Here is a 24,974-nt window from a genome sequence, read left to right as displayed (position 1 = left end):
CCTGCATCCCGCCTCCGTCCGTGGCTGCGGCAACGTCGCACAGGCCATCAGCACCGAGAGTGGCGCAGACTTTGTTAACAAAAGATTAACGCCATGAGATCAACGCCAGGGGTCCGACAGCACGTCCGCGACATTCGCCTTCGAGATCGACACCGCCTTCAGCAGCGCGAACACGCTGTCACCCGGCGCCAGCCCCAGCGCCTCGACCGAGCGGCGGGTGATGCGCGCCAACAGCATGTTGTCGCCGGCTCGAAGCTGAACCAGCGCGCCCGGCCCGTCCCCAAGGCGGATGCCGGTGATCGTGCAGGGCAGGATATTGAGGGCCGAGATATCCTCGGGCCTACTGCGCGCCAGCATCACGTCATGCGCCGCGATCTGCACCCGGACGCGCGCGCCGTCTGGCTGTCCCACGTCCGGCAGGAACAGGCGAAGCCCGCCCGCATCCAGCTCGCTGATACCGTCCGGGTGGGTGCGCACCACGCGGGTTTCCAGCACGGCCCCGGCGGCCCGCGCGCCCAGCGGTGTCACGGCGGGGTCGCTCAGGACCTCGCCCGCAAGGCCCTGCCGCAGCACCTTGCCATTGTCGATCGCAACCACGGTCGTCGCCAGCCGCGCCACTTCCGAGGCCGAGTGGGTGACGTACAGCATCGGGATCGACAGCTCGTCGCGCAGCCACTCGAAGTAAGGCATCACCTCTGCCTTACGCGCCTCGTCGAGCGAGGACAGCGGCTCGTCCGCAAGGATAAGCCCCGGCGCCGACAGCAGGGCGCGGCCGATCGCGACGCGCTGGCGTTCGCCGCCGGACAGGGTGCCCGGACGGCGGTCGAGCAGCCCCGAGATGCCAAGCAGGCCGATGATCCTGTCCGGGTCCGGCCGCGTGGCGCCCGCCGGTGCAAGGCGGTGGCCATACATCAGGTTGCGGCGCACGGTCATGTGCGGAAACAGGCGCGGTTCCTGAAAGATATAGCCCAGCCGCCGGCGCTGGGGCGGCAGGTGCGTGCCGCTATCCGTGTCGCACAGCACGCGTCCGTCGATGCTGATGTGGGCCTGTTCGGGGCGCAGCAGTCCGGCGACGGCGTTGACGATGGTGGTCTTGCCCGCACCGCTGCGCCCGAACAGGACGGTGATGCCGGGCGGCGCCTGAAAGGCGACGTCCAGCGTGCGTTCGGGAAAGCTGTGCCGCATCCGGACCGACAGGGTCATCCCCCACCCACCCGCCGCGCGACGGCACGGCTGACGTATTCGGACAAAAGCAGCGCCAGCATCGCAACCGCGACCGAGACCGACACCAGCTTTAGCGCGGCATCCTCTTTGCCCGGCACCTGAAGGAAGGCGTAGATCGCGGATGGGATCGTCTGCGTCTGGCCGGGGATGTTGGACACGAAGGTGATCGTCGCGCCGAATTCGCCCATCGCCTTGGCAAAGGCCAGCACCGCACCCGCGACCACACCGGGCAGGATCAGGGGCAGGGTCACGGTGACGAAGATCCGAAGCCGTGACGCCCCCAGCGTAGCAGCGGCCTGTTCAAGCTTGGGGTCCACCGCCTCGACCGACAGGCGGATCGCGCGGACCATCAGCGGAAAGGCCATGATCGCCGCCGCCAGCGCGGCTCCGGTCCAACGGAACGCGAAGGTGATGCCGATGGCGTTTAGGGGCGCCCCCAGCGGTCCGCGCGTGCCGAAGGTCAGAAGCAGCAAATAACCGGTGACGACGGGGGGCAGGATCAGCGGCAGGTGCACCAGCCCGTTCAGAAGCTGCTTGCCCGGAAAGGACCAGCGGGCCAGCGCAAAGGCGCACAGCAGGCCGAACGGCAGGCTGGCCAGCGTCGCCCAAAGAGACACCCGCAGCGACAACGCCACCGCCTGCCATTCCTCGGGGCCCAGCCAGTCCACCGCGCCGCTACTCCAGAACCTCGAAGCCCATGCGTCCGAACACCTCTGCGGCCTTGGCGGATGCGAGGTAGTCAAGGAACGGGCCGTTCAGCGCGTTGTCGCTGCCCGCGACCGCCGCGGCGGGATAGACGATGGCCGGGTGGCTGTCCGCCGGGAAGGTCGCGACGACGGACACGTCGGGCTCGGCGGCGGCGTCGGTGGCGTAGACCACGCCGAAAGGGGCCTCGCCCAAGGCCACCAGCGCCAGCGCGGCACGGACGTTGTCTGTTTGGACGACGTGATCCTCCACGCCGTCCCACAGGCCAAGCGACGTCAGCGCCGCCTTGCCATAAATCCCGGCGGGGACAGCCTCGACCAGCGCCATCGCAAGGCGCCCACCGCTCAGAAGGCCGGGCAGATCGGTGTCCGGCGACAGGTCGACCGGCGCGGCATCGGCACCCGAACCGATCAGGACAAGCGCGTTGCCCAGCAGGGCGCGGCGGCTGTCGCTGTCGATCAGCCCGTCGTTTTCCAGCGCATCCATCCAGTCGAGGTTCGCGGACAGAAACAGATCCGCCGGCGCGCCGTTCTGGATCTGCCGCGCCAGCGCGGACGACCCGGCGAAGGACAGAATGACCTCGTGCCCGGTCTCGGCCCGATAGGTGTCGGCGATCTCGGTCAGCGCGTCGCGCAGGCTTGCGGCGGCGAAGACCAACACGCTATCGGCCATCGCCGGAACCGGCATGGCGATCGCCATGGCCATTAAAAGCCGTCTGACACGTCTCATCCGTTGCCCAACCTTTTCTTGCAGATGCACCAAGGTATCGGGGCGCGGTCGATGGATCGCAAGCGTTATTTCTCCTCGGACATATCGCCCAGCAGATCCGAAAGCGCGGCGATCTCTGCCGCGCCTTCGCGGCACGCGATATCCTCTAGCCGCCGATAGCGGTCCAGAACCTCTTGCCCAAGCTCGGTCAGTTCCGCGCCACCGCCTTTCGTTCCACCCCGCGAGCGTTCGACAAGCGGCGCGCGGAACGTCGCGTTCATCGTTTCGACCAGTGTCCACGCCCGCTTGTAGCTCATCCTCATCTCGCGCCCGGCGGCCGAGATCGAGCCGGTGCGCGCGATCCCGTCCAGCAGATCGGCCTTGCCGGGGCCAAGCATTCCACCGCCCGGAAAAAGCAGGCGAAGGCGCAGGCGGGTGTCGGTGGCATCGCGTGTCATACAAGGAGTCTCGGCGGTCTCGAGGGCGCCTGCAAGCGCGTCAATACTTTCGGTGCCGTAAAAATTCGACTCTGTCTTTTGGAACAAGTTTCCGAGATCGACGTTCAGTTCCCGAAGGCGGTGCGGAAACCGCGCCAGCCAAAAACGTTTAGGGAGACTACTCATGCGTAAGCTTCTCATGACCACCGCCGTCGCAGTTGCGATGGGCGCGCCTGCGATGGCTGCCACTGAAACCGAAGGTTTCGTGACCCAGACCGAAGCCGGCGATTTTTACGGCAGCGAACTGATCGGCAAGCGTCTTTACGTGTCCGAAGCAGAAGTCGACGCCGAAGCCGAATGGACCGAAGAACAGCGTGCCGAATGGGATGATGTTGGCGAGATCAACGACATCATTATTGGCGACGACGGTGAAGTGAAAGCCGTTCTGCTGGACATCGGCGGCTTTCTTGGCATGGGCGAAAAGACCGTTGCTGTGAACATGGACCAGCTGAAGTTCGTGAGCGAAACCGCCGAAGCCGACGATTATTTCATCGTCGTGCAGGGCAGCGAAGCCATGCTGGAAAACGCTCCGGAATTCGACATGGCCGCCGTTTCGCCGAATGGCGCGGTTGACGAAACCATGCCGAACGACGACGTCGCCGCGACCGAGATGGACGAAGACGCGATGACGCCGGGCGACGAGATGGCCGAAGCCGAAGCCACGATGGAAAACGCCGCTGACGAAGCTGGCGAAGAGATGGCCGAAGCGGGCGACGAGATCGAGAACGCCGCCGAGAACGCCGGTGAAGAAGTTGCTGAAGCTGGCAACGCCGTCGAAAACGCGGCCGAGAACGCTGCTGACGAAGCCGGTGAAGAACTGGCCGAAGCTGGCAACGCCATCGAGAACACCGCCGACAACGTCGAAGCTGAAGTTTCGGAAGAAATGGCCGAAGCCGACGCTGAGATGACCGACGAAGAGATGATGGCCGAAGAAGAAATGGCTGCGACCGACGACACCGCGGGCGGCTGGGCCACTCCGGAAGTTGCGCGTGACGGCTACGAGACCGTTCAGTCGATCGACCTGACGGCTGAGATGCTGGAAGGCACCTACGTCTACGGCGCTGACGAAGAGAACGTTGGTGAGATCGCCGACCTCGTGCTGTCCGAAGACGGCCAGATCCAAGCTGCGCTGATCGATGTTGGTGGCTTCCTGGGCATCGGCGAACACCGCATCGAAGTCGACTTCGAAGAACTGCAGGTGCTGCGCGAGCAGGGCGGCAACTCGGTCGAAGTCCACATCTCGGCGACCAAAGACCAACTGGAAGAGCGTCCCGCCTACGACGGCTAATACGTTTCTGAACCAGACAATGGGGCCGCAGCACTGCTGCGGCCCTTTTTCGTGCGCGCATCCTTCGAACAGCGCGCGGCGGCTCACGGGAGGCCGCAGCACAAAGGCGCCACGGGGCCATTAGCCCGGCGCAGTCTAAGGAAGGTCGGAAGGGAAGGGTGGGGTCTGGCTGTCAGACCATCTCTTCGGGCACGCCGGGAAGCGGCAGGGCAGATTCTTCTGCGGCCTTCCGGTCGTAAGGCAGAAGGAACCCGCGCCGCTGTTCGGGCGGGTGCATCGAGTTGTGGTAGATGATCGACCGCCATTCCTCGAACGCGGTCTCAAGCTTCACCGCCGCCTCGGGCGCATCGTCCGGCAACCAGTGCCGGAACAGTGCCTCGCGGATCATGGTGACGTCTTCCGGCTTCCGAAACGCCAGCCCGGCCTCGGTATCCCAGCGCATGGACCGGCCATTGAGGTTGGCCGAGGATACGACGGCCAGCTCGTTGTTGAAGACCGACGCCTTGGCGTGAAGGTAGATGATCGGCGCCCCGTCCAGGCTGGCGCGTTCAGCGTCCATGTCGTCGCCGTTCGTTTTCCGGGGCTGCGCCGGGCTTGCGATCAAAAGCCGCTTGCCGAAGGCGCGCCGTACTTTGCGGATGCACCGTGATTGCAGGAAATCCCCGTACCGGCCATCCAGCTTCGGGCTTTCTTCGAACGCGACTGTTTCGGGTGCCGCGGGCAGGATCAGGATCATCCGCAGCTTCGGATTGTCGCGCGCACGCTTCGCCAGCGCGCGGGCGATCCCGCGGTCGCGGAAGAACTGCGTCTCGATATAGATCAGGCCCTCTGCCTTGGCGGCGGCGCGAAGGTGCGTGTCCGACAGCTCGTGCACCAGCGTCCGGGGCGACAGCGACCACGGCTTTCGATGGCTTTGGTCGCACGACAGCGTGCGCAGCAGCCCGGGCGTCGTCGCGACCTCGTGGTGGCCGGCGGCGGTGTGGTTGTATGTCTCGATATGGCGCCGCGCGGACCGGGCCGTGTCCGGGTCGTCGACCAGAACCTGTACGTCGTGCCAAGTCTCTTGCGCTGGCTGCTCGTGCTGCTTCGTGTCCCAGCGACGCTCGTTCAGGTCCAGCCCGCCGATATACAGCCACCGATCATCGAAGCTTGCCAGCTTCTGGTGATGCGATGCGGGGAAGGCCAGCAGGGGCCGCCCTTTGAACTTGGCGCGCAGATAGGCGACGCCGGGCACGTATTTCAACACGCGCCGCTTGTGCGAAGCTTCCTGCCCGCGATCCTCTTGCACGATCTGCCGCATCTTTCCGGCGACAAGCGGCCAAACGAAAATGCGGGCGATGCGCCCGATCTTCGCGGGGTGGATGTCGGCATGAACGGTCAGCCGACCGGCCGCCTCGGGCGAGACCATCTCGCGCAGGCCGCACAGCACCCGGACGCTGTGCCAGCACAGCATGTGCAACGGCGTTGCCGCGACCGGGTCGAAATCGGAAATGTGCAGTTCGATCCGCACGCCGCGCTCTAGCGCGTCACCCAGAAGATCGATCCACGTGTCGCCGACGGCGCGGCCTTCAGGCGAGCGAAGCTTCGTGCGCGGATCGAAGATGCGGAAGGCCATCGTGATGTTCCGCTCTGCCGCAAGTACGCGCCGCTCGAACTCGGGGAACGCCTCTTCGGCCGTGATCAGGATCTTTGGGCGCGTCCGGTCCGTCTGGAGAGAGGCGTCTTGCATAGCGGCTTGTGTCCCTCTCCGGGTAGGATCAATTCGACCACTCGAGTTCCGAGGGCACATCGGTATCGTCGAAATCGGCTACCGGGAAACGCAACACAGAGCAGAACTGTTCCGGGGTACTTTCGTTCGTCGCGTTCCCTTCCAGCTGATGCGCGAAGGCGGTCACAAGCGCCATGCCCAGCCCGCTGCCCTGCGGCGCGTCGCCCTCGGGCGTATGGGCGGACAGGCTGTTGCAGATCATGACCTCTGCGTCGTCCGTGCCCTCGCGGCGAAGGTGGATGGTCAGCACCGGTTTTTCGCCCTCTGAGGGGGCGCCAAGGTGCTTCAGAGCGTTCGTCAAAAGCTCGGTCACCGCCAGCGACAGCGGCACCGCCTGATCGGGATAGACGACGATGTCGTCGTAGCTTTCCTCGAACGCGATAGAGCTTGCGTCGTCGATGACGCTGCTGACGGTATGGCCGACGATGGCCTTCAGCAGCTCGCCCGCGTGAACGCGTTCGGCTGTCGACGTTTCGTACAGTTCTTGGTGGACGCGGGCGATGCCCATGACCCGCTGGCGAATGTCGGTCAGGGCGCTGCGGACCTCGGGGTCGCGGGCCTTGCGAACCTTCATGTTCAGGATCGACACGATAAGCTGAAGGTTGTTCTTCACCCGGTGGTGCACTTCCTTCAGCAGCACGGTCCGCTGATGGATGGTGTCGTACAGTTCCGCCTCGTCGTGCAGCACGTTCTTGGCCAGCCGCATCCACGTGTCTTCCATATCGCGCAGCTCTCGCGGAGTCGCGGCTTCATACCGGGGCTCGGAGATGCGGCGCGACCGCATGAATTGCAGCATCCGCGCCCGCAGGTTGCGGGTCGGGCGGATCACCATGCGCTGCACGGCGAAGAACGCCACGCCAAGGCACACGAGCCACATGGCGACGGGGAACAGCATGGACGAGGTGACGGACAGCCCTTCGATGAAATCGTTGCGGCTGTGTTCCCAACTGCCCAGTGCATAGACCTGGCCGGGCACGACGGGAATAACGGCGAACACGCGCAACAATCCGTCGCGGGTCTGGTCGATGAAGGCGCCTTCCTTGGCATAGAGCAGGTCGGCAAGGTCATAGTGTTCCGGCAGATGCGGTTCAACGTCGTCCAGCCCGCGGCTGGAGGTCAGGACCTCGGCATCGTTGTTGTAGGTGATCAGGTCCAGAGGCCGGTCGGCGGACAGCTGGTCCAGCGGGCGGAACAGCTTGCCGTGCGGAAGCGACACGATGACATAGCCGTTGTATAGCCCGTCTTCGATCACCGGGACGGCGATCATGACAACCGACGTCCGGCTGACCATCGCGTCGCGCACCACGGTGATGCGGGTGCGCGGATCGTCGGTCATGTCGCGGTAGATCTTGCGGCTGCTGGTGTCCTCACCCTGCCCGTCGGACGCACAGGCAATGGTGCCGTCCAAAGCAATATAGCCGGCGAAGGAGAATCCGTCCGACTGCTCGATGAAGTTGGTCAGTTGATCGCTGCAATTCCAGCCGCCGTCCCGCAGTTGCGGGATCATGGATGCCAGCATGTTGGCCGCGCCGATGCCGGTCCGAATGAACGCAGCCTCAGGCGCTGCCGCTTCCGCGGTCAGCGCCATGAGGTTCGTTTCCGCCTTACGGTCCGCCTGGCTAAGCAGCTGGAACGTGGTTGCGACGGAGATAAGGCCAATGGGAAGCAACGCGAGCGCAAGCAGCGCCGCGATCCTGAACGTCAGCGACTGGCTTGCTTCCCGGATCCTCGTGATCAAGCGATGTTCTTCCTCGGCTGCAAGCTGCCTGTCACGACCGCCAGCGTCGCGCTGTCGGTCATTTCAAGAGCCTCGTCTTCCTGGATACCCAGAAGCTCGACCAGCTTGGCGCGGCCGCGGTTCACGCGGCTCTTAATGGTGCCGATCGCAACCTCGCAGGTGTCCGCGGCTTCTTCGTACGACATCCCCGACGCACCCACCAGGATCAGCGCTTCGCGCTGCTCGACCGGCAGATAAGCGAACACCTTCTCGAAGTCCGCCATCGCAAGGCGTCCGTCATGCTGCGGCTTTTCCGACAGCGTCGCCGCCATCGCGCCGTCGCTGTCCGACACCTCGCGCTTGGACTTGCGAAGGTTGGAATAGAAGGTGTTACGAAGGATGGTGAACAGCCACGCGCGCAGGTTCGTGCCCTCTTTGAACTTGTCGAAGTTCTTCCACGCCTTGACGATGGTGTCCTGCACCAGATCGTCCGCGGCTGCGGAGTCGCGCGTAAGACTGACGGCGAAGGCACGCATCGCTGGCAGGTGTTCCACGACATCGTCACGCGGGTCGCGCGCGGTCTGGTCACTTGTCATCTTGCGTGTCCTGCTCCTTGAGCTGCTGCAGCAGTGCTGCAAAACGATCGGGAACCTCTTCCTTCTCGGTCCGTTGAAAGACCTTACGGAGGTTGTCGTCGATCTGCTGCTCCAGGTGGGTTTGGTCCCGTTCTTGATCCATATTCTTTCCTGTGCCGAGGCTTCGGTTTTGTTCCCTGTCGCATGACTTTTTTCGACTCGGTGCGGAACCAAACGCGCGTTGCCGCGTTCGGTTCCATGAAAAATGCAAAAAACAGGACGGACAATGGCAAAGGACGAAAGCGACTATCTGTCGGTTAAGGTTGCGGGGCTGCTTCCGTATCTGCGGCGGTACGCCCGTGCGCTGACCGGTAGCCAGACGACAGGTGACAGCTATGCCGCCGCAACGCTGGAAGCTCTGCTGGCGGATCGCTCCGTGTTCGATCAGGGATACTCTGACAAGGTTGCCCTTTTTCGCGCGTTCCACATCATTTGGAGCAGCGCCGGCGCCCCGGTCGAGGGCGAGGACGAAGGCATCGCCCAGCGGGCGCAGCGCCACCTGTCCCGCCTGACGAAGAACACGCGCGAGGCCCTTCTGCTGCGCACGGTCGAGGAATTCTCGGTCGAGGAAATCGCAGCGGTGATGGAGCTTGAAGTGTCCGACGTGTCGCACCTGATCGACGTCGCCCGGCGCGAGATGGAAGAGGCGGTCAAAGGCCGCGTCATGGTCATCGAGGACGAAGCGATCATTGCGATGGACCTGCAGGACATCGTCGCCGAGATGGGTCACGCCATCACCGGTGTCGCGCGCACTGCATCCGCTGCGGTGAATTTGGCCGGGAAAGAAAAGCCCGACCTGATCCTGTCGGACATCCAACTGGCCGACGGGTCGTCTGGCATCGATGCCGTGAACGAGATCCTCGCCGCGGCCAGCGATATTCCGGTGATCTTCATCACGGCCTTCCCCGAGCGTTTGCTGACCGGCGAGCGGCCCGAACCGGCCTTCGTCATCACCAAGCCGTACTCGGAGGAGCAGGTGCGCTCTGCCATCAGCCAAGCGATGTTCTTCGCCAGCACAGAGACGCTGCACGCCTGATTTGCGGCAGTGCACCCAGACAAACGAAAAGGCCGCCCGACGCATCGGGCGGCCTTGCTTATAAGGTGGAACGCGGAGCGGTGTTGCCAGCCGCCCCGCGCCCGACTTCATCTTACACTGGCGGCTTGCCTTGGACCGCGCGGGCGATGAGCGCGACCACGAAAAGTACCAGGAAGATGAAGAATAGTATTTGTGCAATCCCGGCCGAAGCCGAAGCGACGCCACCAAAGCCGAAGACAGCTGCGATCAGCGCGATAACCAGGAATGTCAGTGCCCAACCAAGCATGGTGAGACCCTCCTTGAGTTAATGTTCAACACGCCGTCATGACGTGTGATTTGGAATACAAACGCTCTGCCCCCGCGCCGGTTCCCACTTATTTTTATGGCCAATGACGGAACATTCCGAAGAGCAACGCGTTCTTTCTGCAAGCGCACACGCGAATGAAGGAGTCATGTGATGGCCACTGCTGCACCGAAATCGAATGGAACCGGAAAATCGAGCAACGAGGTTGAAGCGGTGTCGAAATCTACCGATGTTGACGAACTGAAAGCGCAGATCGAAATCCTCAAGAAGGACCTTTCCGCATTGACGGGTACGATGAAGGGCATGGGCAAAACCCGTGCCGAGGCGCTGAAGACCGCCGCTTCTGACCAAGCCACCGAGTGGAAACTGCAAGGCGAAGCCGCCGTGGACCATGCCCGCGCGCGTGGCCAGCTGGCCTATAGCCAAGCCGAGCAGTCGATCCGCGAAAACCCCGCGATGGCTGTCGGTATCGCCGCCGGCGTCGGCTTTCTGACCGGCCTTCTGCTGCGCCGCAAATGATGCTGGCAGGCGGACTGAATTACACCGCCCGGACTATGGCCCTGCGCTCTGCGCTGGGCCTTTTCGGTATGGTGATGCTTCTGGTCGGTATCGGCTTTCTGACCGCGGCTGGCTGGATCGCCTTGCGGCTTGTGGCGACGCCGCTTGATGCCGCACTGATCGTTGGCGGCTGCTTTGCCGGGTTTGGCGTGCTGGTCCTTTTGATCGCACGCATCGCCCGTCCGCGCCGTCCGGTTGTCGCGCCCCCCGCGATGACGGCGCAAAGCGCACAGGTTCAGGCGTTCGCGACCATCGCGGCCGCTTTCGTTCAAGGCATCGGGGCCGGTCTGGCCGCGCGCCGCAGGTAATTACTCCAGCCCTTTTGAACATCGATGCCGGCAGGGGGTCTCCCCTGCCGGTTTTTTCGTTCAAGCCTTTGCTCCGCGGAACTTTTTCCGCCGCTTGCGTGTTTTATCCACAACAGGACGAAACAAGAGAGCAGGAAAAATGCTAACACGCGCTTTCATCCTTGCGTCTGCGGTGCTGGTTCAGACCCCCGCCACGACCGACGATTCTTCCGATGCCGAGGTTGTCCCTGCGGCATTCAGCACGACCGTTGCCCCCGATGTTGCCCCGAGTGTCGAGTTCCTGCCGGATACGGCGCTGACCTTCACCGGGCTCGACATTGATGCGCTGATGCGCGCCGCCGTGATCGACGCCAACGACCAAGTGGTCGGTTCCGTCGCAGAGGTCATGGTCAGCGGCACGGGCCGCATAACCGATGCCGTCGTGCGTCTGACCGGCGGGCCGCTGGGGCTGACGGGCGAGCGCGTCGTGATCAGCTTCGACGATCTGCAGGTGGAAGACGCCGGCGGGGACGGTGTCGAGGCCTACATCGTTCATGCAGGCCTCGAAAAAGCGGCGATCGACGCGATGCCGCGCGCGGCGTTCTGATCACGCCGCCTTCGTCTCGTTTGACGCAATGCCGGTGAAGTCGTTGATCACAAGGATCCACACAAGGATGGGGATCGCGACGATGCCGCCGATGGCACCCCAGATGAAGATGCCCAAGACGACCGACAGGAACACCACAAGCGGGTTCAGGGAAAGCTGCTTGCCAACAGCTGTCGGCGTGACGAATTGCGCCTCAATGAAGTTCAGGCCGATGTAGCACGCGGCAGGCAACAGCGCCTGTATACCGTCGAACGATGCGATGCCTGCGTACAGCATGGCGACGAAGAACGCGGCGGGGCCAAGGTACAGAACGAAGTTGCACAGGAAGGCGACCAGCCCCCAGACCGGCGCGCCGGTGACGCCCAGTTGTGTCATCGCACCGAACACGGCAAGCCCGAGTCCCGCGTTGATGACCGCCACGGTCAGAAAGTACCGCGATACGCGCTTTTCTGCCTCTAGCAGCCGTTGAAGCATCAACGAGCGGTCGACGTTCCAAGGAATATGACGGGCGATCCAGCGATAGGTTTCTACCCGCGTCGCAAGGAAGAAAAACAGCGTACCCGCAAAGATCGCGACCTGGGCAAGGATCGAAGGTGCCAGCCATACGACGTCCGTCACCGACGGCACCGGTGCACTTTCGGCGATGTCCTCTTCGTCGGAACTGTCTTCTTCCGCCTCTGGGTCGTCCTCTGGATCGGCCGCGGGGCCGGATTCTGGAACTGGCGTATTGACCTCGGTCATATCCAGCGGTTCTTCGGCGTCCTCATCCTCTTTCCCTTGCATGGCGTCGGCCACCTCTTGGGACATTTCGTCCAGCCCGCTGACCATCTCGCGCAATTCGCGCACGGTGGATTCGACGTCAGCCACGACTTTCGGGGCCTGATCGATCATCCGCATGGCGACCGGCTGAAGCAGGAATATGGACCCACCGATGGCGCACAGGGCGACCACTAGGTTCAGGATCGCACCGAATTTGTGTGGAATGCCGACGCGTTCCCACGACACCGCCAAAGGTGACAGCACGATGCCAGTCACCAGCGCAAGCGTCATCGGCGCCAGAACGGATTCCGCCGACCGGAGGATCACTCCGGTCGCCAGAATGCCGACGGCGCCGGCGGACAGCAGGATGACGGTCGGGAGCCTACGGCTATCCTTCTCGTCAGGCATGCCGCGGGCTGCCGCGCGGGCCGAACAACAGCCAAGCGATGAAGCCCACAAGCGGGAAGATGATCACGGCCAGCGACCAGATCACTTTCTTCGCTGTCGATGCGTCAGAAGACACGATCGAAACCAGCGCGTAGATGTCCAGCGCCAGAAGAATAAGCCCGCCGATTCCGGAAAGCTCGAACATACTTAATTGCCCCATCATGCAACTCCGCGAAATTCCATTTCCCTAGGTAACGCGGGTGGTCGGGCGAAAGTTCCGGTGCTGCAGTGCGGAATTTTGGCTGCGCTCGCCGCAATTGTGCCACTTTTCCAACATCTGAACCTTTACCGAATCGTATCCACGAGTCATAAATTCTTCATGCTTATGGGGAGCGATATGGCAGACACAGCCAGGATGGGGTTGGCGCGTCGGATCAACGATCTGTCCGCCACCGAATTGCACGAATTCGTGCGAAACAGACTGAACTCTCGTGAACTGCACCACATTGTCCGGCAACTGAACGACATCGTTATGTCGAAGGCACCTGGTCAATCCGGCGTGGCGCGCGAGGCGCTCGACAGGCTTGGTTTCGTAGACTGAGCCCGGCACTTGCGCAAAGAAAAGCCGCCGCGCGATGGGGGTCGCGCGGCGGCAATCTTTTTTGGGGCAGGCCTTGCGGAACGCGCCGCCCGCCGCCTGATCACATGTCCATCTCGACCTTGAAGAACAGCGTCTCGCCCGAGCTGTCGTCGACGCCGTCGTTGTCGGTCGCCGCAAAGGCGTTGCCGTCCGCGTCGATTGTGAAGCCTTCGATCTTGTCGACGACAAAGCCGTTCAGCGCCTGCAGGTCGGGGATGAAGTCGTAGACCATCGTCTTGGTGACGACCGGCAGATCTTCGGTCAGGGCGACGGGTTCCAGATCCGCCAGCGGCACAGAGTACAGCCGCTTGATGGCGGCGTTGGCGCCGATCTGGTTGTCGCGCTCGATGATGTAGACGACGTCGCCACCCGCGAAGGTGATGTCCGACAGACCGACCCAGCCGCTTTCGACGGCCTCGGTCGGATAGGCGACGCCGCCCCATTCCTTCGACTCGAGGTCATAGGACAGAAGCTTGACCTGGTTCGCCGGATCGTCATCGAACCCGCGCTGGATCGCGACCCACAGGACATCGCCGATACGGGTGACGCCCTCGGCGGCCCAGCGGCGTTCGACGGCCATGATCTCTTTCGGGAAGGGGATCGTCTCTTCGATCTCGCCATCCGCGCCGACGTGGTAAATCGCGTGCAGGACGCCGCGGTCAAGACGGCCCTCGGACGCGACGTAGAAGGTGCCGTCGTCGTTGGCGAACACGCCTTCAAGGTCGAGCCCCTGCGCCGGAACGCCTTCGCGCGTCAGCACCAGCTTGTCGGTGATCAGCGCCGGGGTCTGCGTCGCGTCGATGGTGAAGATCGCGGGCTGCATGCCGTAAAAGCTGTCCGACACAGCGTAAAGCGTTCCGGCGGTTGCGGGATCAGCGGCAAGCCCAGAAAGCGCACCCCAGCCGATCGGACGGCCTTCGTCGTCCATCGTGGACTTGATCTGCGGATAAGCGGCCGGACCGTCGCCAAGTTCGTACAGCATCACGTGCGCGCGCACGCCGCCGTCGGGGCCAAGATCGGCTTCGTTGGCGGTGACCAGCAGGTTGCGCGACGGGATCGCATAGGCGCCTTCCGGGCCGATGCCCGACGGCAGCAGCTGGATGAACTCGGGGTCGCCGCTGGTATCCCGGTACACGCCGACCAGCGAAGCGCGTTCCAGCAGCAGGAAGATATAGGTGTCGTCGCCGAAGACGCCGACTTCCATCCCCTCGGGCTCGACGCCCTTGTTGCCAGAACGGTCTTCCGGATAGTGCCCGGCCATCACGGCTTCGTACTCGATGCCGGTGTAGTTCTCGTACAGCTCGGTGCCATCCTTGTTGAAGATGGTGAACCCGCGCGCGCCGCCGTTCCAATCGCCTTCGTTGGCGATCACAAGGCGGTCGTCGTCCAGCCACTGAACCGCGTCGGGTTCGCGCAGGCGACCGGGCTGGCTGTCGGTGAAAACCAGCGCGCCCTCTTCCTGCGTGTCGATGCCTTCAAGATCGACCGAACCGGCAGAGAAGTGGCTGGCGATGCTGCCATCCGCGTTGAGGATGACGATGTGGTTGTTTTCCTGCAGCGTCACGGCGATCTGCCCGGCGTCGTTCACGTCGACGAACTCGGGCTCGGGATCTTCCGGCGCGATGTCGGCAAGGCCGGTCACGTCGGCGGTGATGATCGCGCCGCAGTCCATCGCGCCGTCGGTGACGGGAACGATCTGCACGGCGCCAGCGGGCATCTGCGGCAGGCCGCCGTCGCCCAGATCTTCGTCACGCTCGTTCTCGATGGCGATGACGACGAAGGACCCGTCCTTCGCGGGGGCGGTGGAATCCGGTTGGCCGGCCAGCGTGCATTCGCCGGTGATCTCTCCGGTCGCGGTGTCGATGGACACCATCTTGCCCGATGGATCGGTGTAGCTTTCCGAGGTGTTCACCCCAACGAAGGCGATCGTGCCGATGACGGACACGGCGGTCGGTTCGCCGTCCATCTCGACGACGCCCTTGCCCATCGGGGCCGCAGGGTCCGAGATGTCGATCATACCGATCACGCCCAGCGGGCTGTCCGAGTAAAGCAGCGTCATGCCGTCCTCGGTGGCCGCGATGATCTCGGGCGAGGTTTCGGTATCGGCATCGGCGCTCGTGTTCTCGGACACCGGGTAGCTGGCGATCCGGTTGAAGACTTGGGCCTCGGCCCCCGCGGCAAGCGCGAGTGTCGACGCCGCAAGCAGCAGTTTGCTGAGCATGGAACTGTCCCCTTGTTGTGTTGTTCCGGGTTGGGCTAGCGCCGGGATGCAACAGCAAGGTGACAGCGCGGCGATTGCCTGTGGATGAGTCAGCGCCGCGCACCGTCAAACGCGGACCGTCGGCGGCTGGGTTCTTTCGTTTTGCCCAAAAATCGGGAACTGTGGGGGCATGAGCCATAACCGAATTCGTATGCGTCACCTGCGCTGCTTCCTTGCCGTCGCCCGCCACGGGTCAGCCACCCGCGCCGCCGAGGCGTTGGGCACGGTGCAGCCCGGCGTCTCTCGGTCCTTGCGCGAGTTCGAGGAAGAGATGGGCTCGCCGTTGTTTGATCGCACCGCCACCGGGCTGGAGCTGAACGAAGCGGGCCGCACGCTTTTGTCCTACGTCAGCGCGGGGCTTGGGCAGGTTGACCGTGGAATAGAGACGATGCGCGGCCAGATGGGGGCCGAGAAGGTCACCGCCTTCGCGATGCCCAACGTGGTGCGGGTGGTGATGCCGGGCGCGGTGCGGCGGTTCAAATCGCTGTACCCCGAGGTAGACGTCGTCCTTGAGACCATCGCCAGCGGCCTGCTGCACCACCGCTTGCGGGACGGTTTCGTGGATTTCGGCTTTGGCCGCATCACGGCGGCCGAAAAGATGGCCGGTCTGAACTTCGAGCATCTCTATACCGAGGGTTTGGTGTTCTTCGCACGCGCCGGGCATCCGTTGGCGGCGCGCTCCGGCGTGTCCGTGGCAGAGGTCGATGACTTCCCGGTCATCCTGCCGTCCGGCGGCACGATCATCCGGGACGAGATCAACCGCTTCATCATCAGCCAAGGCGTCAGCGGCTTCACCAACCTGATCGAAACCGTGTCTTTCGAGTTCTCGCGCAACTACCTGCAAGCGTCGGACGCCGTCGTCTGCCTGCCGCTTGGCGCGATGCGCAAAGAGGTCGCCGCCGGGGATGTCGTGACGCTGGCGGTGGATGCGCCGCAACTGATGGGCGCCGTGGGGATTTCCAACGTCGCGGGGCGCAAGCTGTCCGCCCCGGCGCAACTGCTGATCCAGACGATCCGGGACGAGGTGGCGGATCTGGGTCTGTCATAACATTCAGGTTATGCCTTCACCGAAATTGATATTTCCTTCGCGGTTGGCGCGTCGCTAGCCTGATTGCCGAGGAAACAGGGAGGAGGATCCCGGCGGCGCGACGCAACGCGGTGCCGGATCCGCGACGCATGGCCAAGCCGAAGAACATTCTATTCATCATGTTCGACCAACTGCGGTGGGACTACCTTGGCTGTTACGGACACAAGCATCTGCACACGCCGCACATCGACCGTCTGGCGTCGAAGGGCGTGCGCTTCACGCGCGCCTACATCCAGTCGCCGATCTGCGGTTCGTCCCGCATGTCGACCTACACCGGCCGCTACGTCCACAGCCACGGCGCCAGCTGGAACTTCACGCCGCTGAAAGTGGGCGAGATGACGATGGGAGATCACCTGCGCGATGCCGGTATGGACGCGTGGCTGGTCGGCAAGACCCACATGGAAGCCGACGAAGAGGGGATGGCACGCCTTGGGCTGGACCCGGATTCGAAGATCGGCGCGCGGGTGGCGGAATGCGGCTTCGACATCTGGGAACGCGATGACGGCATGGTCACCAAGGGCCCGGACGGCAGCTTTGCCGAGGGTGGCATCACCAATGCCCACAACTACACCAACTACCTGAAGGCGCGCGGATACGAGTCCGAGAACCCGTGGCACGACTTCGCCAACTCGGGCATCGATGCCGAGGGCAACGTGCTGTCGGGCTGGTTCCTGAAGAACTCGACCGAGGCGGCGAACATCGCGGACGAGGACAGCGAAACGCCCTACATGACCACCCGCGCGATGGAGTTCATCGAGGGGCACGACGGCCCGTGGATGTGCCACCTGTCGTATATCAAGCCGCACTGGCCCTATATCGTGCCCGAGCCCTATCACGACATGTACGGCCCCGAGCATGTGCAGGGGCCGATCCGCAGCGCGGCGGAATACGACGACGCGCATCCGGTGCTGAGGGGGATGATGGAAAGCCCCGTGGGTAAGGCATTCTCGACCGACAAGATCCGGAACGCGGTGATCCCCGCCTACATGGGCCTGATCAAGCAGTGCGACGACCAGATGGGCCGTCTGTTCAAGTGGCTGGAAGACACCGGGCGGATGGACGAGACGATGATCGTCCTGACCTCGGACCACGGCGATTTCCTTGGCGATCACTGGATGGGGGAAAAGCAGTTCTTCCACGACACCTCGACCCGTGTGCCGCTGATCGTCTACGACCCCTCGCCAAAGGCGGACGCGACTCGCGGAACGGTGTCGGACGCGCTGGTGGAGTGCATCGACTTTGCGCCGACCTTCGTCGAGGTCGCGGGCGGCAAACCGGCGTCGCACATCCTAGAGGGGCATTCGCTGTTGCCGATCCTGCACGGCACCGCGACCGAGATGCCGCGCGACCATGTGATCTGCGAATACGACTATGCGGCCACGCCGCTGGCCGACAAGCTGGGCCTGAACGTCCGCGAGGCGGTGATGTTCATGGTCGCCGACAAGGACTGGAAGCTGATCCACTGCGAGGGCGGGTTCCGTCCGATCCTGTTCGACTTGGTCAACGACCCGCACGAGTTGACCGACCTTGGCGACCGCGCCGACATGGCCCCGGTGATCGAGCGGATGTACGACAAGCTGTTCCGCTGGGCCCGCCGCACCTCGCAGCGGACGACGCGCACGGAAGAGCAATTGATCGAGATGCGCACCTCGACCCGCCGCCGTGGCGTGATCATCGGTGTCTACGACGAGAATGACATTCCGCTGGAACTTTCGGTGCACTACCGTGGGCGAAAGGCGAAGGACATGAAGACGGGAAGACAAACGGAACAGACCTGAAGACCCGCGCCGCCGGGGAGGGCGGCGCGTCTACACACAAATTGGGAGGAGCATCCATGAACATCCTGACGAGGGCCATGACCGCGTCCGCGTTGGCAGCCGTCATCGCCACCGGCGCCAGCGCGCAGGCCAACCTGACCGCCGAAACGTCCAGCCCGGGCAACAGCCCGCACGTTTCGATCCTGCATCTGGCAGAGATCGCGGCGGAAGCCGGGATTGCCAACCTGCAGGTGCAGGAAGGCCAGACCCTGACCAACTCGATCGTCAACATCGCGGAAGGCAAGACGGACATCTCGGCGATGCCGCTGATCCTGCCGTTCCTGCTGAACGCGGGGCGCGGGCCGTTTTCCAGCATCGGACCCGAGAAGGGCGCCGAGCTCGCGTCGAACCTGCGCGCGCTGTACCCCTACAACGCGGGGGCCTACGGGCTGATCGCGCTGGAAAGCGAGGGCATCGAGTCCTGGGACGACCTTGCCGGCAAGAATGTCTGGAACGGCCCCCCGCGGGGCGCCGCGCTGGTCAACGCGCGGCAGGCGATCGCCGGTGCGGCGGGCCTGACCGATGGCGAGGACTACACCGGCCACCAGGCGAACTGGGCACAGCTTGCGACGCAATTGGTCGACGGCTCGATGGATGCGTTCGTGGTGCCGCTGACCTTCCCGTCGTCCCGCGTCACGACGATGCAGGCCGCGGGCAACGTGGTGATCGTGTCGACGCCCAAGGACGTGTTCGAAAGCGACGCCTACAGCAAGCTGTTCAACGCGCCCGGCAACGTCCCGATCTCGGTCGCTTGGGAAGACATGGGGTACACCGACGGTGTGCGTCTGGTTTCTGAAGACGGCGTGTTCCGTGGGCTGGGCACCGCCTTTGCGGACGTGGTGCACAAGGACATGGACTTCGATACCGCCAAGGCGCTGACCACGGCGTATATCGAAGCGATGGACCGCATGAAGGCCAAGACGCCCTATGCCGGCAACATCAACATCGGCGTGCTGGACGCCGATCTAAGCGGCTTCTGCGGCGCGAACCCGCTGAAGTACCACCCCGGCGCCGTCGCGGCGTGGGAAGAGGCGGGCTACGAAGTGCCCGACTGCGCCAAAGCCGAAGGGTGATCCCACACGGCCGGGCGGACAGCGCCCGGCCGCCTTATCGGGGACAAAGCGATGAGCGACACCGTCGAACGTGACACCGCGCACCGGCTGGCGCGCGTGCTTGGCATGATCCTTGTGATCATCGGCCTGCTGAACACCATGCCCGCGATCCCCGGGCTGGATGCCGCTTTCGAGCAGGCGTTCGGCAAGGGCGCGGTGATCCGGCGCTTTCCCTACGAATACCTGTTCCCGCTGGTCTTCGTCCTGATGATGACGATCGTCGCGCTGGAGCATTCCTTCGCGCGCGGCTTCTCCGGGCAGGCCCCGGCCAAGCGGGGCTTTGGTCTGTTCATGGACGTTGCGCTGGTCACGATGGCGACGCTGATCGCGCTGGGCTATCTCATCGAGATCGACGCGGTCTGCCTGATCGACCAGTTCACCGGCGAACGTGCCGAGTTGATCGCGCGCAGCCTGCAGGAAGAGAAAGAGTTCGCCGAGATGATGGGCCTTCCGGTGCCCACCACGGTGGACGATCCAAGCTGCATCCGCACGCTGAGCCTGTGGATCTTCCCGCTGATCGCGGCGGCGGTGACCGTGTTCCTTGGCTACAACGTGCGGGTCTGGGGCGTGTCGCTGGTCGCGGTGGCCATCGCGATTGCGGCCTACACGCTGCTGACGGTGGTCATCTGGTACCTGTTCGGCGCCGACGACATGAACAAGTACCTCGTCACCAAGCTGGGCGGAGAGCCGCGCCAACTGATCGACGGTCGGCCAAATGTCGAGGACATCCTCGTCAACAACGGGCAGGGCCTGTTGGGCCGGTTCATGGGCATCCTGATGAACACCGTGTTTCCGTATATCGTGCTGGGTGCGCTGTTCGGTGTGTCGGCGGGCGGGCGGTCGCTGATCAAGATTGCCTTCCTGTGGACCCGTCGCCTTCGCGGCGGACCGGCCCACGCCGCCATCGTGTCCTCGGCCATGTTCGGGACGATCTCGGGCGGGCCCGTGGTCAACGTCCTGTCCACCGGCGTTCTGACGATCCCGATGATGCTGAAGCGCGGCTTCCGGCGAGATTTCGCGGGCGGGATCGAGGCGGCGGCGTCGTCCGGCGGGCAGATCATGCCGCCGGTGATGGGGGTCGCGGCCTTCGTGCTGTCGGCGATGACCGTGGTGCCCTATCGCGACGTGATCATCGCGGCGATGATCCCGGCGGTCGCCTATTTCGGATGCCTGTTCCTGACCGTGGTGTTCGAGGCCCGCAAGCAGGGGCTGCAGCCGGTGGGCGACGCCACCGACGACATGCGGCTGACGCGCGAGGACCGGATTCACCTGCTGATGATCTTCGCCCCGATCCTGCTGATCCTTGTGCTGCTGCTGACCCCGAAAGAGGCGATCGGCTGCGGCCCGTTGTCGGGCCTGTGGGGCGTGACCAAGATCGTGACGGAAAACGGTTGCCGGGCCGAGAACCTGCCGTGGCTGCTGCAACTGATCCAGAACTCGGCAGGCGACGCCGGGTCCGCCGGTTGGTGGGCGACGGCGCTGCTGGTGGTGCTGTTCTTCCTCGACCGCGAGATCCGCCAGCGGCCCGGCCTGATCATCACCGCGCTGGCTGAGGCGGGCACGCTGGTCAGCCGCCTGTACCTGATGTTCCTTGCCGTGTCGGTCATCGACTTCTGTCTGAACCTGACGGGTCTGTCGAACTACATCGCCGTGGATATCATCGGCTGGCTGCGGGCCTCGGGCGGAACCATCGGCGACAGCGGGCTGTTCCTTGTGGCGGCGCTGGGCGCGACGATGGTGATGGCGATCCTGCTGGGCATGGGGATGCCCACGGTTCCCGCCTATATCAACGTGGCGCTTCTGATGGGGCCGATGCTGGTGGGGCTGGGCATCGCGACCTTCACGGCGAATATGTTCATTTTCTACTTCGCGGTGGCCAGCGCGATCACGCCTCCGGTGGCCGTGGCGGCCTTTGCGGCGGCGTCGATCACCAAAGGCGACCCGATGGGCACCGGCTTTGCCGCGGTGAAGGCCGGGATCGTGATGTTCGTCATCCCCTTCATCTTCGCCTTCTACCCCGAGCTTCTGCTGATCGAACCGGCGCAACTGAACCCGGTGCCGGGCGGAGACCGCTATCTTCCGGGGCTGGACGGTACGGTTCACTGGGGCGCGCTGGCGCTGATCGCCGTGCGGGTCGCCGTGGCGCTGTACCTGCTGGCCAGCGTGCTGGCCCGGTTCGACGGCGGCCGGATGACCCGGATCGAGGCGCTGCTGCGGCTGGTGCTGGCGCTTGGGGCTCTGGCCAAGGCACCGCCGGTCTGGGCCGTGGCCGTGGTTCTTGCGGCAGGGGTCGTCGCGTGGCACTGGTTAAAGCGTGACAAGCCGGGTGGCCCGGTCGCATCCCGCGCATAAGGGCGGCGGACCGGCGCATGACGGAGTGACCGACATGAAACTGCCTCGAACGCCCGACATGCGGCTGGATGGCCGCCGCGCACTGGTCGCGGGTGGCTCTTCCGGCATCGGGCTGGCCTGCGCCGCCGCGCTGGCGCGGGCGGGGGCCGAGGTGACCGTGGCCGGCCGGCGCGATGCGCTGGTGCACGAGGCGCGCGACGCGCTGCAGGCCGAAGGCCATGCGGCGCAGGCTTTGCCGCTGGACATCACCGATCTTGAGGCGACCGCCGCCGCCGTAGCCGAGGGTGGGCCGTTCGACGTGCTGGTCAACGCGGCGGGTACGGCGCGGCACAGCTTCGCAACGGAAACGCAGGCGCAGGACTTCGACGCGGTCATGTCCGTGAACCTGCGCGCCGCCTATTTTCTGGCGCAGGCCGTGGCAAAGGGCCTTGTCGCGGCGCGGCGTCCGGGCTCGCTGATCACCATTTCCAGCCAGATGGGGCAGGTCGGCGGGCCGAAGCGGTCGGTCTATTGCGCCAGCAAACACGCGGTCGAGGGCTTTACCAAGGCGATGGCGATCGACCTTGGTCCGATGGGAATCCGCGTGAACACGATTTGCCCGACCTTCATCCTGACCCCGCTGACGGCGCCGTTCTTCGATGAACCGGAAACCCGGCGCTGGATCGGTCAGAACATTCCGCTGGGGCGCGCCGGAGAGGTTGGCGATGTGGCCGGGGCTGCGGTCTATCTTGCGTCCGACGCCTCGGCGCTTGTGACGGGGTCCGCGCTGTCGGTCGATGGGGGCTGGACCGCGGGCTGACCGGGCAGGGGGCGACGGCGTGTCGGCGGCGCGGAGACAATCCGGGCGGCCCGTGCGGTTTCAGGCGCCATAAACGCAGCCGTCACCCGGCAAAATCCGCCGTTGCACGCATAGTTGCGGCTCCTCCCCTTTACACATGGGGGAGTCCCATGCTGGAACGTCGGTTACGCTGGCCGCCGCGCCGGGCGCCGGCTTGGTCGGGCCCAGTGGTGCGGCGCATGAACCGCAGAACCCGCCTCGCGTCCGTCCGATCCGGCACGGGGCACAGCGCAGGAGGAGTCCGATGGCGGTACTTCGCGAACTGGCTCAGGACATCACCCGGGCGACCGGCGTCAACCAACTGTCGGTCGAGCCGATGGCCCGGTCCGACAAGAACATGACGATGCTTCTGCGCGGCGAGGGGCAGGCGTTCTTCGCCAAGATCTTCACCGACGCGGATGCAAGCGCGGGCGACGCGAACCTGCGGTACGACCGCGAGAAGCAGATCCTGTCGAAACGCTGGCCCGTGGCCATGCCGGTCATGGTTTATTCCGCCGACACCGAACGGGTGATCGTCACGCGCGAGGTGAAGGGGCACGGGTTCAAGCACTTCATCGACGAGGGCCGCGTGATGGACGCGCTGGGCATGATGGCGCGTTGGGTCGCGGGCTTTCACAGCGCCGTCGGCACCCAGAAACGGGACGAGACCTTGTGGGATCATTTCGGCCAGTACGAAGAGATGGAGGGCAACCCGGCCTACGCCGTCCTGCGCGAGCTGCTGACGCAAGTGCCGCTGACCGAGTACGTTCTGACCAAGGGCGACGTGTCGGCCCACAACTTCAAATTCACGTCGGACGGAGCGGTCGGTCTGGACTTCGAATCAGTAGGCTACAGGGCCAAGGAATTCGACCTGATCGGCATGATCCGGGGGCTCCACAAGCTGACCGGCGAATCCATTTCCGAGATGGCGGACACGGTTGTGCAACAATACGACCTTGTGCGCCGGATTGATGATCTGGAGACCACGGCTGCCGCGGTAGCCGTCCTGACAGAGTTAACGGATTATTGACGAAATTGTGGCAGCAACCGTCTGATTTCCTTTAAAAAGGGCCTTTTCGATTTTCAATTGGGGCAAAATCTAGGCTTTGTTTAGATAACCTTGCGGCATATATTCTCCCACGAACCTGCGTGGGGGCTGGGCTGCCAATGACTTATTCGATTTTCGGGAACTGGTTCTGGGAGGGCCTGACCAAGGGCTGGTGCGACAAGGACGGCAATCCTGTCGACCAAGTCAGCGGCATCTATCAGGCCGACATCAACCATTACGGCAAGGTCCTGATCGACAACCCCGGTGGCAGCTACGACAACCACTCGATCCGCACGATGCAGGAAAACGTCGACAAGGACACCTACGTGTACCTCGACGGCACCGGCAAGGATTACGGCGACAGCCTGACCCTGCGCTATGACGACGGCGGCCACGACGTCGACATCGTCGAGGTGAACGCGGGCGATTTCGTCGGCGACTTCTGCATGAGTGTGCAAAGCCTTCAGACCATCGACAAGCTGTACATGTCGAATGTCGTCAGCTTCACCGCGATGGACGCGCACGGGAACCCGATCTCTCCGGTCTATACCGCGTCCAACGTCTATGGCAGCGGCGAGACCGGCGACCAGAACGGCGACGACTTCGGCGACGGCACCTATACGCTGAAGGAAACCGACGGCGACTGCGGCGCGCCCAGCGTGTACGAGATCACCTATCTCGACCGGAACGGCGACGAGAAGACGATCCACCTGCAGGCCCACATCGACCACGGCGACAAGGCGACCATCGGCATCGACTTCGTGGATGCGCCAATCTGCTTTGCCGGCGGCACCGAGATCTTGGTGAAGGGCGGCGTGAAGCGGGTCGAGGATCTGCAGCCGGGCGACATGGTCCTGACCAAGGACAGCGGTTTCCAGCCGCTGCAATGGATCGCGAACCGCCGCATCGGCGCGTCGGAACTGGCGCGCGGCGGCAACCTGCGTCCGATCCGCATCCGTGCCGGCGCGCTGGGAGAGAACATGCCCGAGCGCGACCTGCTGGTGTCGCCGCAGCACCGCATGCTGGTGTCCGACTGGCGCTGCGAGGCGCTGTTCGGTGAAACCGAAATGCTGGTTCCGGCCAAGGCGCTGGTCAACGACAGCACCGTCACCGTCGAATATGACGCCGACGAGGTGGTCTATTACCACTTCATGTTCGCGCAGCACGAGATCGTCTATGCGAACGGCGTGGAATCCGAAAGCTTCCACCCCGGAGAGCTGGGGCTGTCGACGCTGGACATGGCGGCGCGGGACGAACTGTTCCGGATCTTCCCGCAGTTGGATGGGAACGTCGATGCCTTCGGCGCCCCGGCCCGCCCGGTTCTGAAGAATTTCGAAGCGAAGGCGATGATGTCGGCCTGA

General features: G+C 64.1%; 25 protein-coding genes. 13 read left to right on the top strand and 12 right to left on the bottom strand.

The features are described 5' to 3' along the window. Window positions 1-99: 99 nt before the first annotated feature. The 4 genes from modC to P1K30_RS06335 all read right to left on the bottom strand — a co-directional run bounded on the left by modC (window position 100) and on the right by P1K30_RS06335 (window position 3,095). Complete coding sequence (modC, locus tag P1K30_RS06350; RefSeq protein WP_275631852.1) at window positions 100-1,203, bottom strand: molybdenum ABC transporter ATP-binding protein; 1,104 nt, start codon at window positions 1,201-1,203, stop codon at window positions 100-102. Beyond that, on the bottom strand, window positions 1,200-1,892 hold the full coding sequence (modB, locus tag P1K30_RS06345) for a molybdate ABC transporter permease subunit (RefSeq protein WP_275631851.1): 693 nt from the start codon (window positions 1,890-1,892) through the stop codon (window positions 1,200-1,202). Before modB ends, modC begins: the two co-directional genes overlap by 4 nt. 7 nt (window positions 1,893-1,899) lie before the next feature. Next, on the bottom strand, window positions 1,900-2,658 hold the full coding sequence (gene modA / locus P1K30_RS06340) for a molybdate ABC transporter substrate-binding protein (RefSeq protein ID WP_275631850.1): 759 nt from the start codon (window positions 2,656-2,658) through the stop codon (window positions 1,900-1,902). A gap of 65 nt (window positions 2,659-2,723) precedes the next feature. Then, entirely contained in the window at window positions 2,724-3,095 is a 372-nt protein-coding gene (locus tag P1K30_RS06335; protein ID WP_275631849.1) for a winged helix-turn-helix domain-containing protein, read from the bottom strand. 163 nt (window positions 3,096-3,258) lie between these two features. Here P1K30_RS06335 and P1K30_RS06330 point away from each other — a divergent pair, with 163 nt between their 5' ends. After that, window positions 3,259-4,422, top strand: coding sequence for a PRC-barrel domain-containing protein (locus P1K30_RS06330; protein ID WP_275631848.1), 1,164 nt, complete (start codon window positions 3,259-3,261; stop codon window positions 4,420-4,422). Between the two features lie 172 nt (window positions 4,423-4,594). On the opposite strand, the gene P1K30_RS06325 is transcribed toward P1K30_RS06330, so the two are convergent. From P1K30_RS06325 to P1K30_RS06310, 4 genes are read right to left on the bottom strand one after another with little or no spacing between them, the layout of a single operon-like run. Beyond that, a complete protein-coding gene (locus P1K30_RS06325; RefSeq protein WP_275631847.1) occupies window positions 4,595-6,151 on the bottom strand; it encodes a phospholipase D family protein in 1,557 nt (518 codons plus the stop codon). Window positions 6,152-6,179: 28 nt separating this feature from the next. Beyond that, on the bottom strand, window positions 6,180-7,928 hold the full coding sequence (locus P1K30_RS06320; protein ID WP_275631846.1) for a sensor histidine kinase: 1,749 nt from the start codon (window positions 7,926-7,928) through the stop codon (window positions 6,180-6,182). Beyond that, window positions 7,925-8,503 (bottom strand): RNA polymerase sigma factor, encoded by a 579-nt coding sequence (locus tag P1K30_RS06315; RefSeq protein ID WP_275631845.1) that lies wholly within the window; start codon window positions 8,501-8,503, stop codon window positions 7,925-7,927. The genes P1K30_RS06320 and P1K30_RS06315 overlap by 4 nt, the downstream gene beginning before the upstream one ends. Beyond that, on the bottom strand, window positions 8,493-8,645 hold the full coding sequence (locus tag P1K30_RS06310) for a NepR family anti-sigma factor (protein WP_275631844.1): 153 nt from the start codon (window positions 8,643-8,645) through the stop codon (window positions 8,493-8,495). The genes P1K30_RS06315 and P1K30_RS06310 overlap by 11 nt, the downstream gene beginning before the upstream one ends. A gap of 123 nt (window positions 8,646-8,768) precedes the next feature. Between P1K30_RS06310 and P1K30_RS06305 the strand changes: the two genes are divergently transcribed. After that, on the top strand, window positions 8,769-9,578 hold the full coding sequence (locus tag P1K30_RS06305; protein ID WP_275631843.1) for a response regulator: 810 nt from the start codon (window positions 8,769-8,771) through the stop codon (window positions 9,576-9,578). A 112-nt stretch (window positions 9,579-9,690) separates the two neighbouring features. Here the strand turns inward: P1K30_RS06305 and P1K30_RS06300 are convergent, their stop codons facing one another. Next, the gene (locus P1K30_RS06300) at window positions 9,691-9,864 is read right to left on the bottom strand and encodes a DUF1328 domain-containing protein (RefSeq protein WP_275631842.1); all 174 of its coding nucleotides are present in this window, start codon (window positions 9,862-9,864) and stop codon (window positions 9,691-9,693) included. 171 nt (window positions 9,865-10,035) lie between these two features. Between P1K30_RS06300 and P1K30_RS06295 the strand changes: the two genes are divergently transcribed. The 3 genes from P1K30_RS06295 (at window position 10,036) to P1K30_RS06285 (ending at window position 11,334) form a co-directional block, all read left to right on the top strand. Next, entirely contained in the window at window positions 10,036-10,401 is a 366-nt protein-coding gene (locus tag P1K30_RS06295) for an ElaB/YgaM/YqjD family protein (RefSeq protein WP_275631841.1), read from the top strand. A 35-nt stretch (window positions 10,402-10,436) separates the two neighbouring features. Then, window positions 10,437-10,748, top strand: a complete 312-nt coding sequence (locus P1K30_RS06290) for a hypothetical protein (RefSeq protein WP_275631840.1) — start codon at window positions 10,437-10,439, stop codon at window positions 10,746-10,748. Window positions 10,749-10,887: 139 nt separating this feature from the next. After that, complete coding sequence (locus P1K30_RS06285; RefSeq protein ID WP_275631839.1) at window positions 10,888-11,334, top strand: PRC-barrel domain-containing protein; 447 nt, start codon at window positions 10,888-10,890, stop codon at window positions 11,332-11,334. On the opposite strand, the gene P1K30_RS06280 is transcribed toward P1K30_RS06285, so the two are convergent. Then, entirely contained in the window at window positions 11,335-12,501 is a 1,167-nt protein-coding gene (locus P1K30_RS06280) for an AI-2E family transporter (RefSeq protein WP_275631838.1), read from the bottom strand. Further along, complete coding sequence (locus P1K30_RS06275) at window positions 12,494-12,685, bottom strand: PLD nuclease N-terminal domain-containing protein (protein ID WP_275631837.1); 192 nt, start codon at window positions 12,683-12,685, stop codon at window positions 12,494-12,496. The genes P1K30_RS06280 and P1K30_RS06275 overlap by 8 nt, the downstream gene beginning before the upstream one ends. A gap of 192 nt (window positions 12,686-12,877) precedes the next feature. Between P1K30_RS06275 and P1K30_RS06270 the strand changes: the two genes are divergently transcribed. After that, window positions 12,878-13,081 carry a hypothetical protein gene (locus tag P1K30_RS06270; RefSeq protein WP_275631836.1) on the top strand — a complete coding sequence of 68 codons (204 nt, stop codon included), beginning with the start codon at window positions 12,878-12,880 and terminating at the stop codon, window positions 13,079-13,081. Window positions 13,082-13,181: 100 nt separating this feature from the next. Here the strand turns inward: P1K30_RS06270 and P1K30_RS06265 are convergent, their stop codons facing one another. Then, window positions 13,182-15,341: an esterase-like activity of phytase family protein gene (locus P1K30_RS06265; RefSeq protein ID WP_275631835.1), complete on the bottom strand. Its 2,160-nt coding sequence runs from the start codon at window positions 15,339-15,341 to the stop codon at window positions 13,182-13,184. A gap of 169 nt (window positions 15,342-15,510) precedes the next feature. Between P1K30_RS06265 and P1K30_RS06260 the strand changes: the two genes are divergently transcribed. The 7 genes from P1K30_RS06260 to P1K30_RS06230 all read left to right on the top strand — a co-directional run bounded on the left by P1K30_RS06260 (window position 15,511) and on the right by P1K30_RS06230 (window position 24,974). Continuing rightward, entirely contained in the window at window positions 15,511-16,428 is a 918-nt protein-coding gene (locus tag P1K30_RS06260) for a LysR substrate-binding domain-containing protein (protein ID WP_275631834.1), read from the top strand. Window positions 16,429-16,556: 128 nt separating this feature from the next. Continuing rightward, a complete protein-coding gene (locus P1K30_RS06255) occupies window positions 16,557-18,245 on the top strand; it encodes a sulfatase-like hydrolase/transferase (protein WP_275631833.1) in 1,689 nt (562 codons plus the stop codon). Window positions 18,246-18,301: 56 nt separating this feature from the next. Continuing rightward, entirely contained in the window at window positions 18,302-19,357 is a 1,056-nt protein-coding gene (locus P1K30_RS06250; RefSeq protein WP_275631832.1) for a TAXI family TRAP transporter solute-binding subunit, read from the top strand. A gap of 51 nt (window positions 19,358-19,408) precedes the next feature. Next, window positions 19,409-21,748: a TRAP transporter permease gene (locus tag P1K30_RS06245; RefSeq protein ID WP_275631831.1), complete on the top strand. Its 2,340-nt coding sequence runs from the start codon at window positions 19,409-19,411 to the stop codon at window positions 21,746-21,748. A 34-nt stretch (window positions 21,749-21,782) separates the two neighbouring features. Next, the gene (locus P1K30_RS06240; protein ID WP_275631830.1) at window positions 21,783-22,547 is read left to right on the top strand and encodes an SDR family NAD(P)-dependent oxidoreductase; all 765 of its coding nucleotides are present in this window, start codon (window positions 21,783-21,785) and stop codon (window positions 22,545-22,547) included. 283 nt (window positions 22,548-22,830) lie between these two features. Continuing rightward, window positions 22,831-23,595 carry a hypothetical protein gene (locus P1K30_RS06235; protein ID WP_275631829.1) on the top strand — a complete coding sequence of 255 codons (765 nt, stop codon included), beginning with the start codon at window positions 22,831-22,833 and terminating at the stop codon, window positions 23,593-23,595. A gap of 137 nt (window positions 23,596-23,732) precedes the next feature. Beyond that, window positions 23,733-24,974 carry a Hint domain-containing protein gene (locus tag P1K30_RS06230; RefSeq protein ID WP_275631828.1) on the top strand — a complete coding sequence of 414 codons (1,242 nt, stop codon included), beginning with the start codon at window positions 23,733-23,735 and terminating at the stop codon, window positions 24,972-24,974.

The sequence above is a fragment of the Psychromarinibacter halotolerans genome (assembly GCF_029168315.1).
GTDB classification, from domain to species: Bacteria; Pseudomonadota; Alphaproteobacteria; order Rhodobacterales; family Rhodobacteraceae; genus Psychromarinibacter; species Psychromarinibacter halotolerans.
The sequence above is the reverse complement of the archived record's forward strand: the minus strand, read 5'-3'. Positions and strand labels throughout refer to the sequence as shown.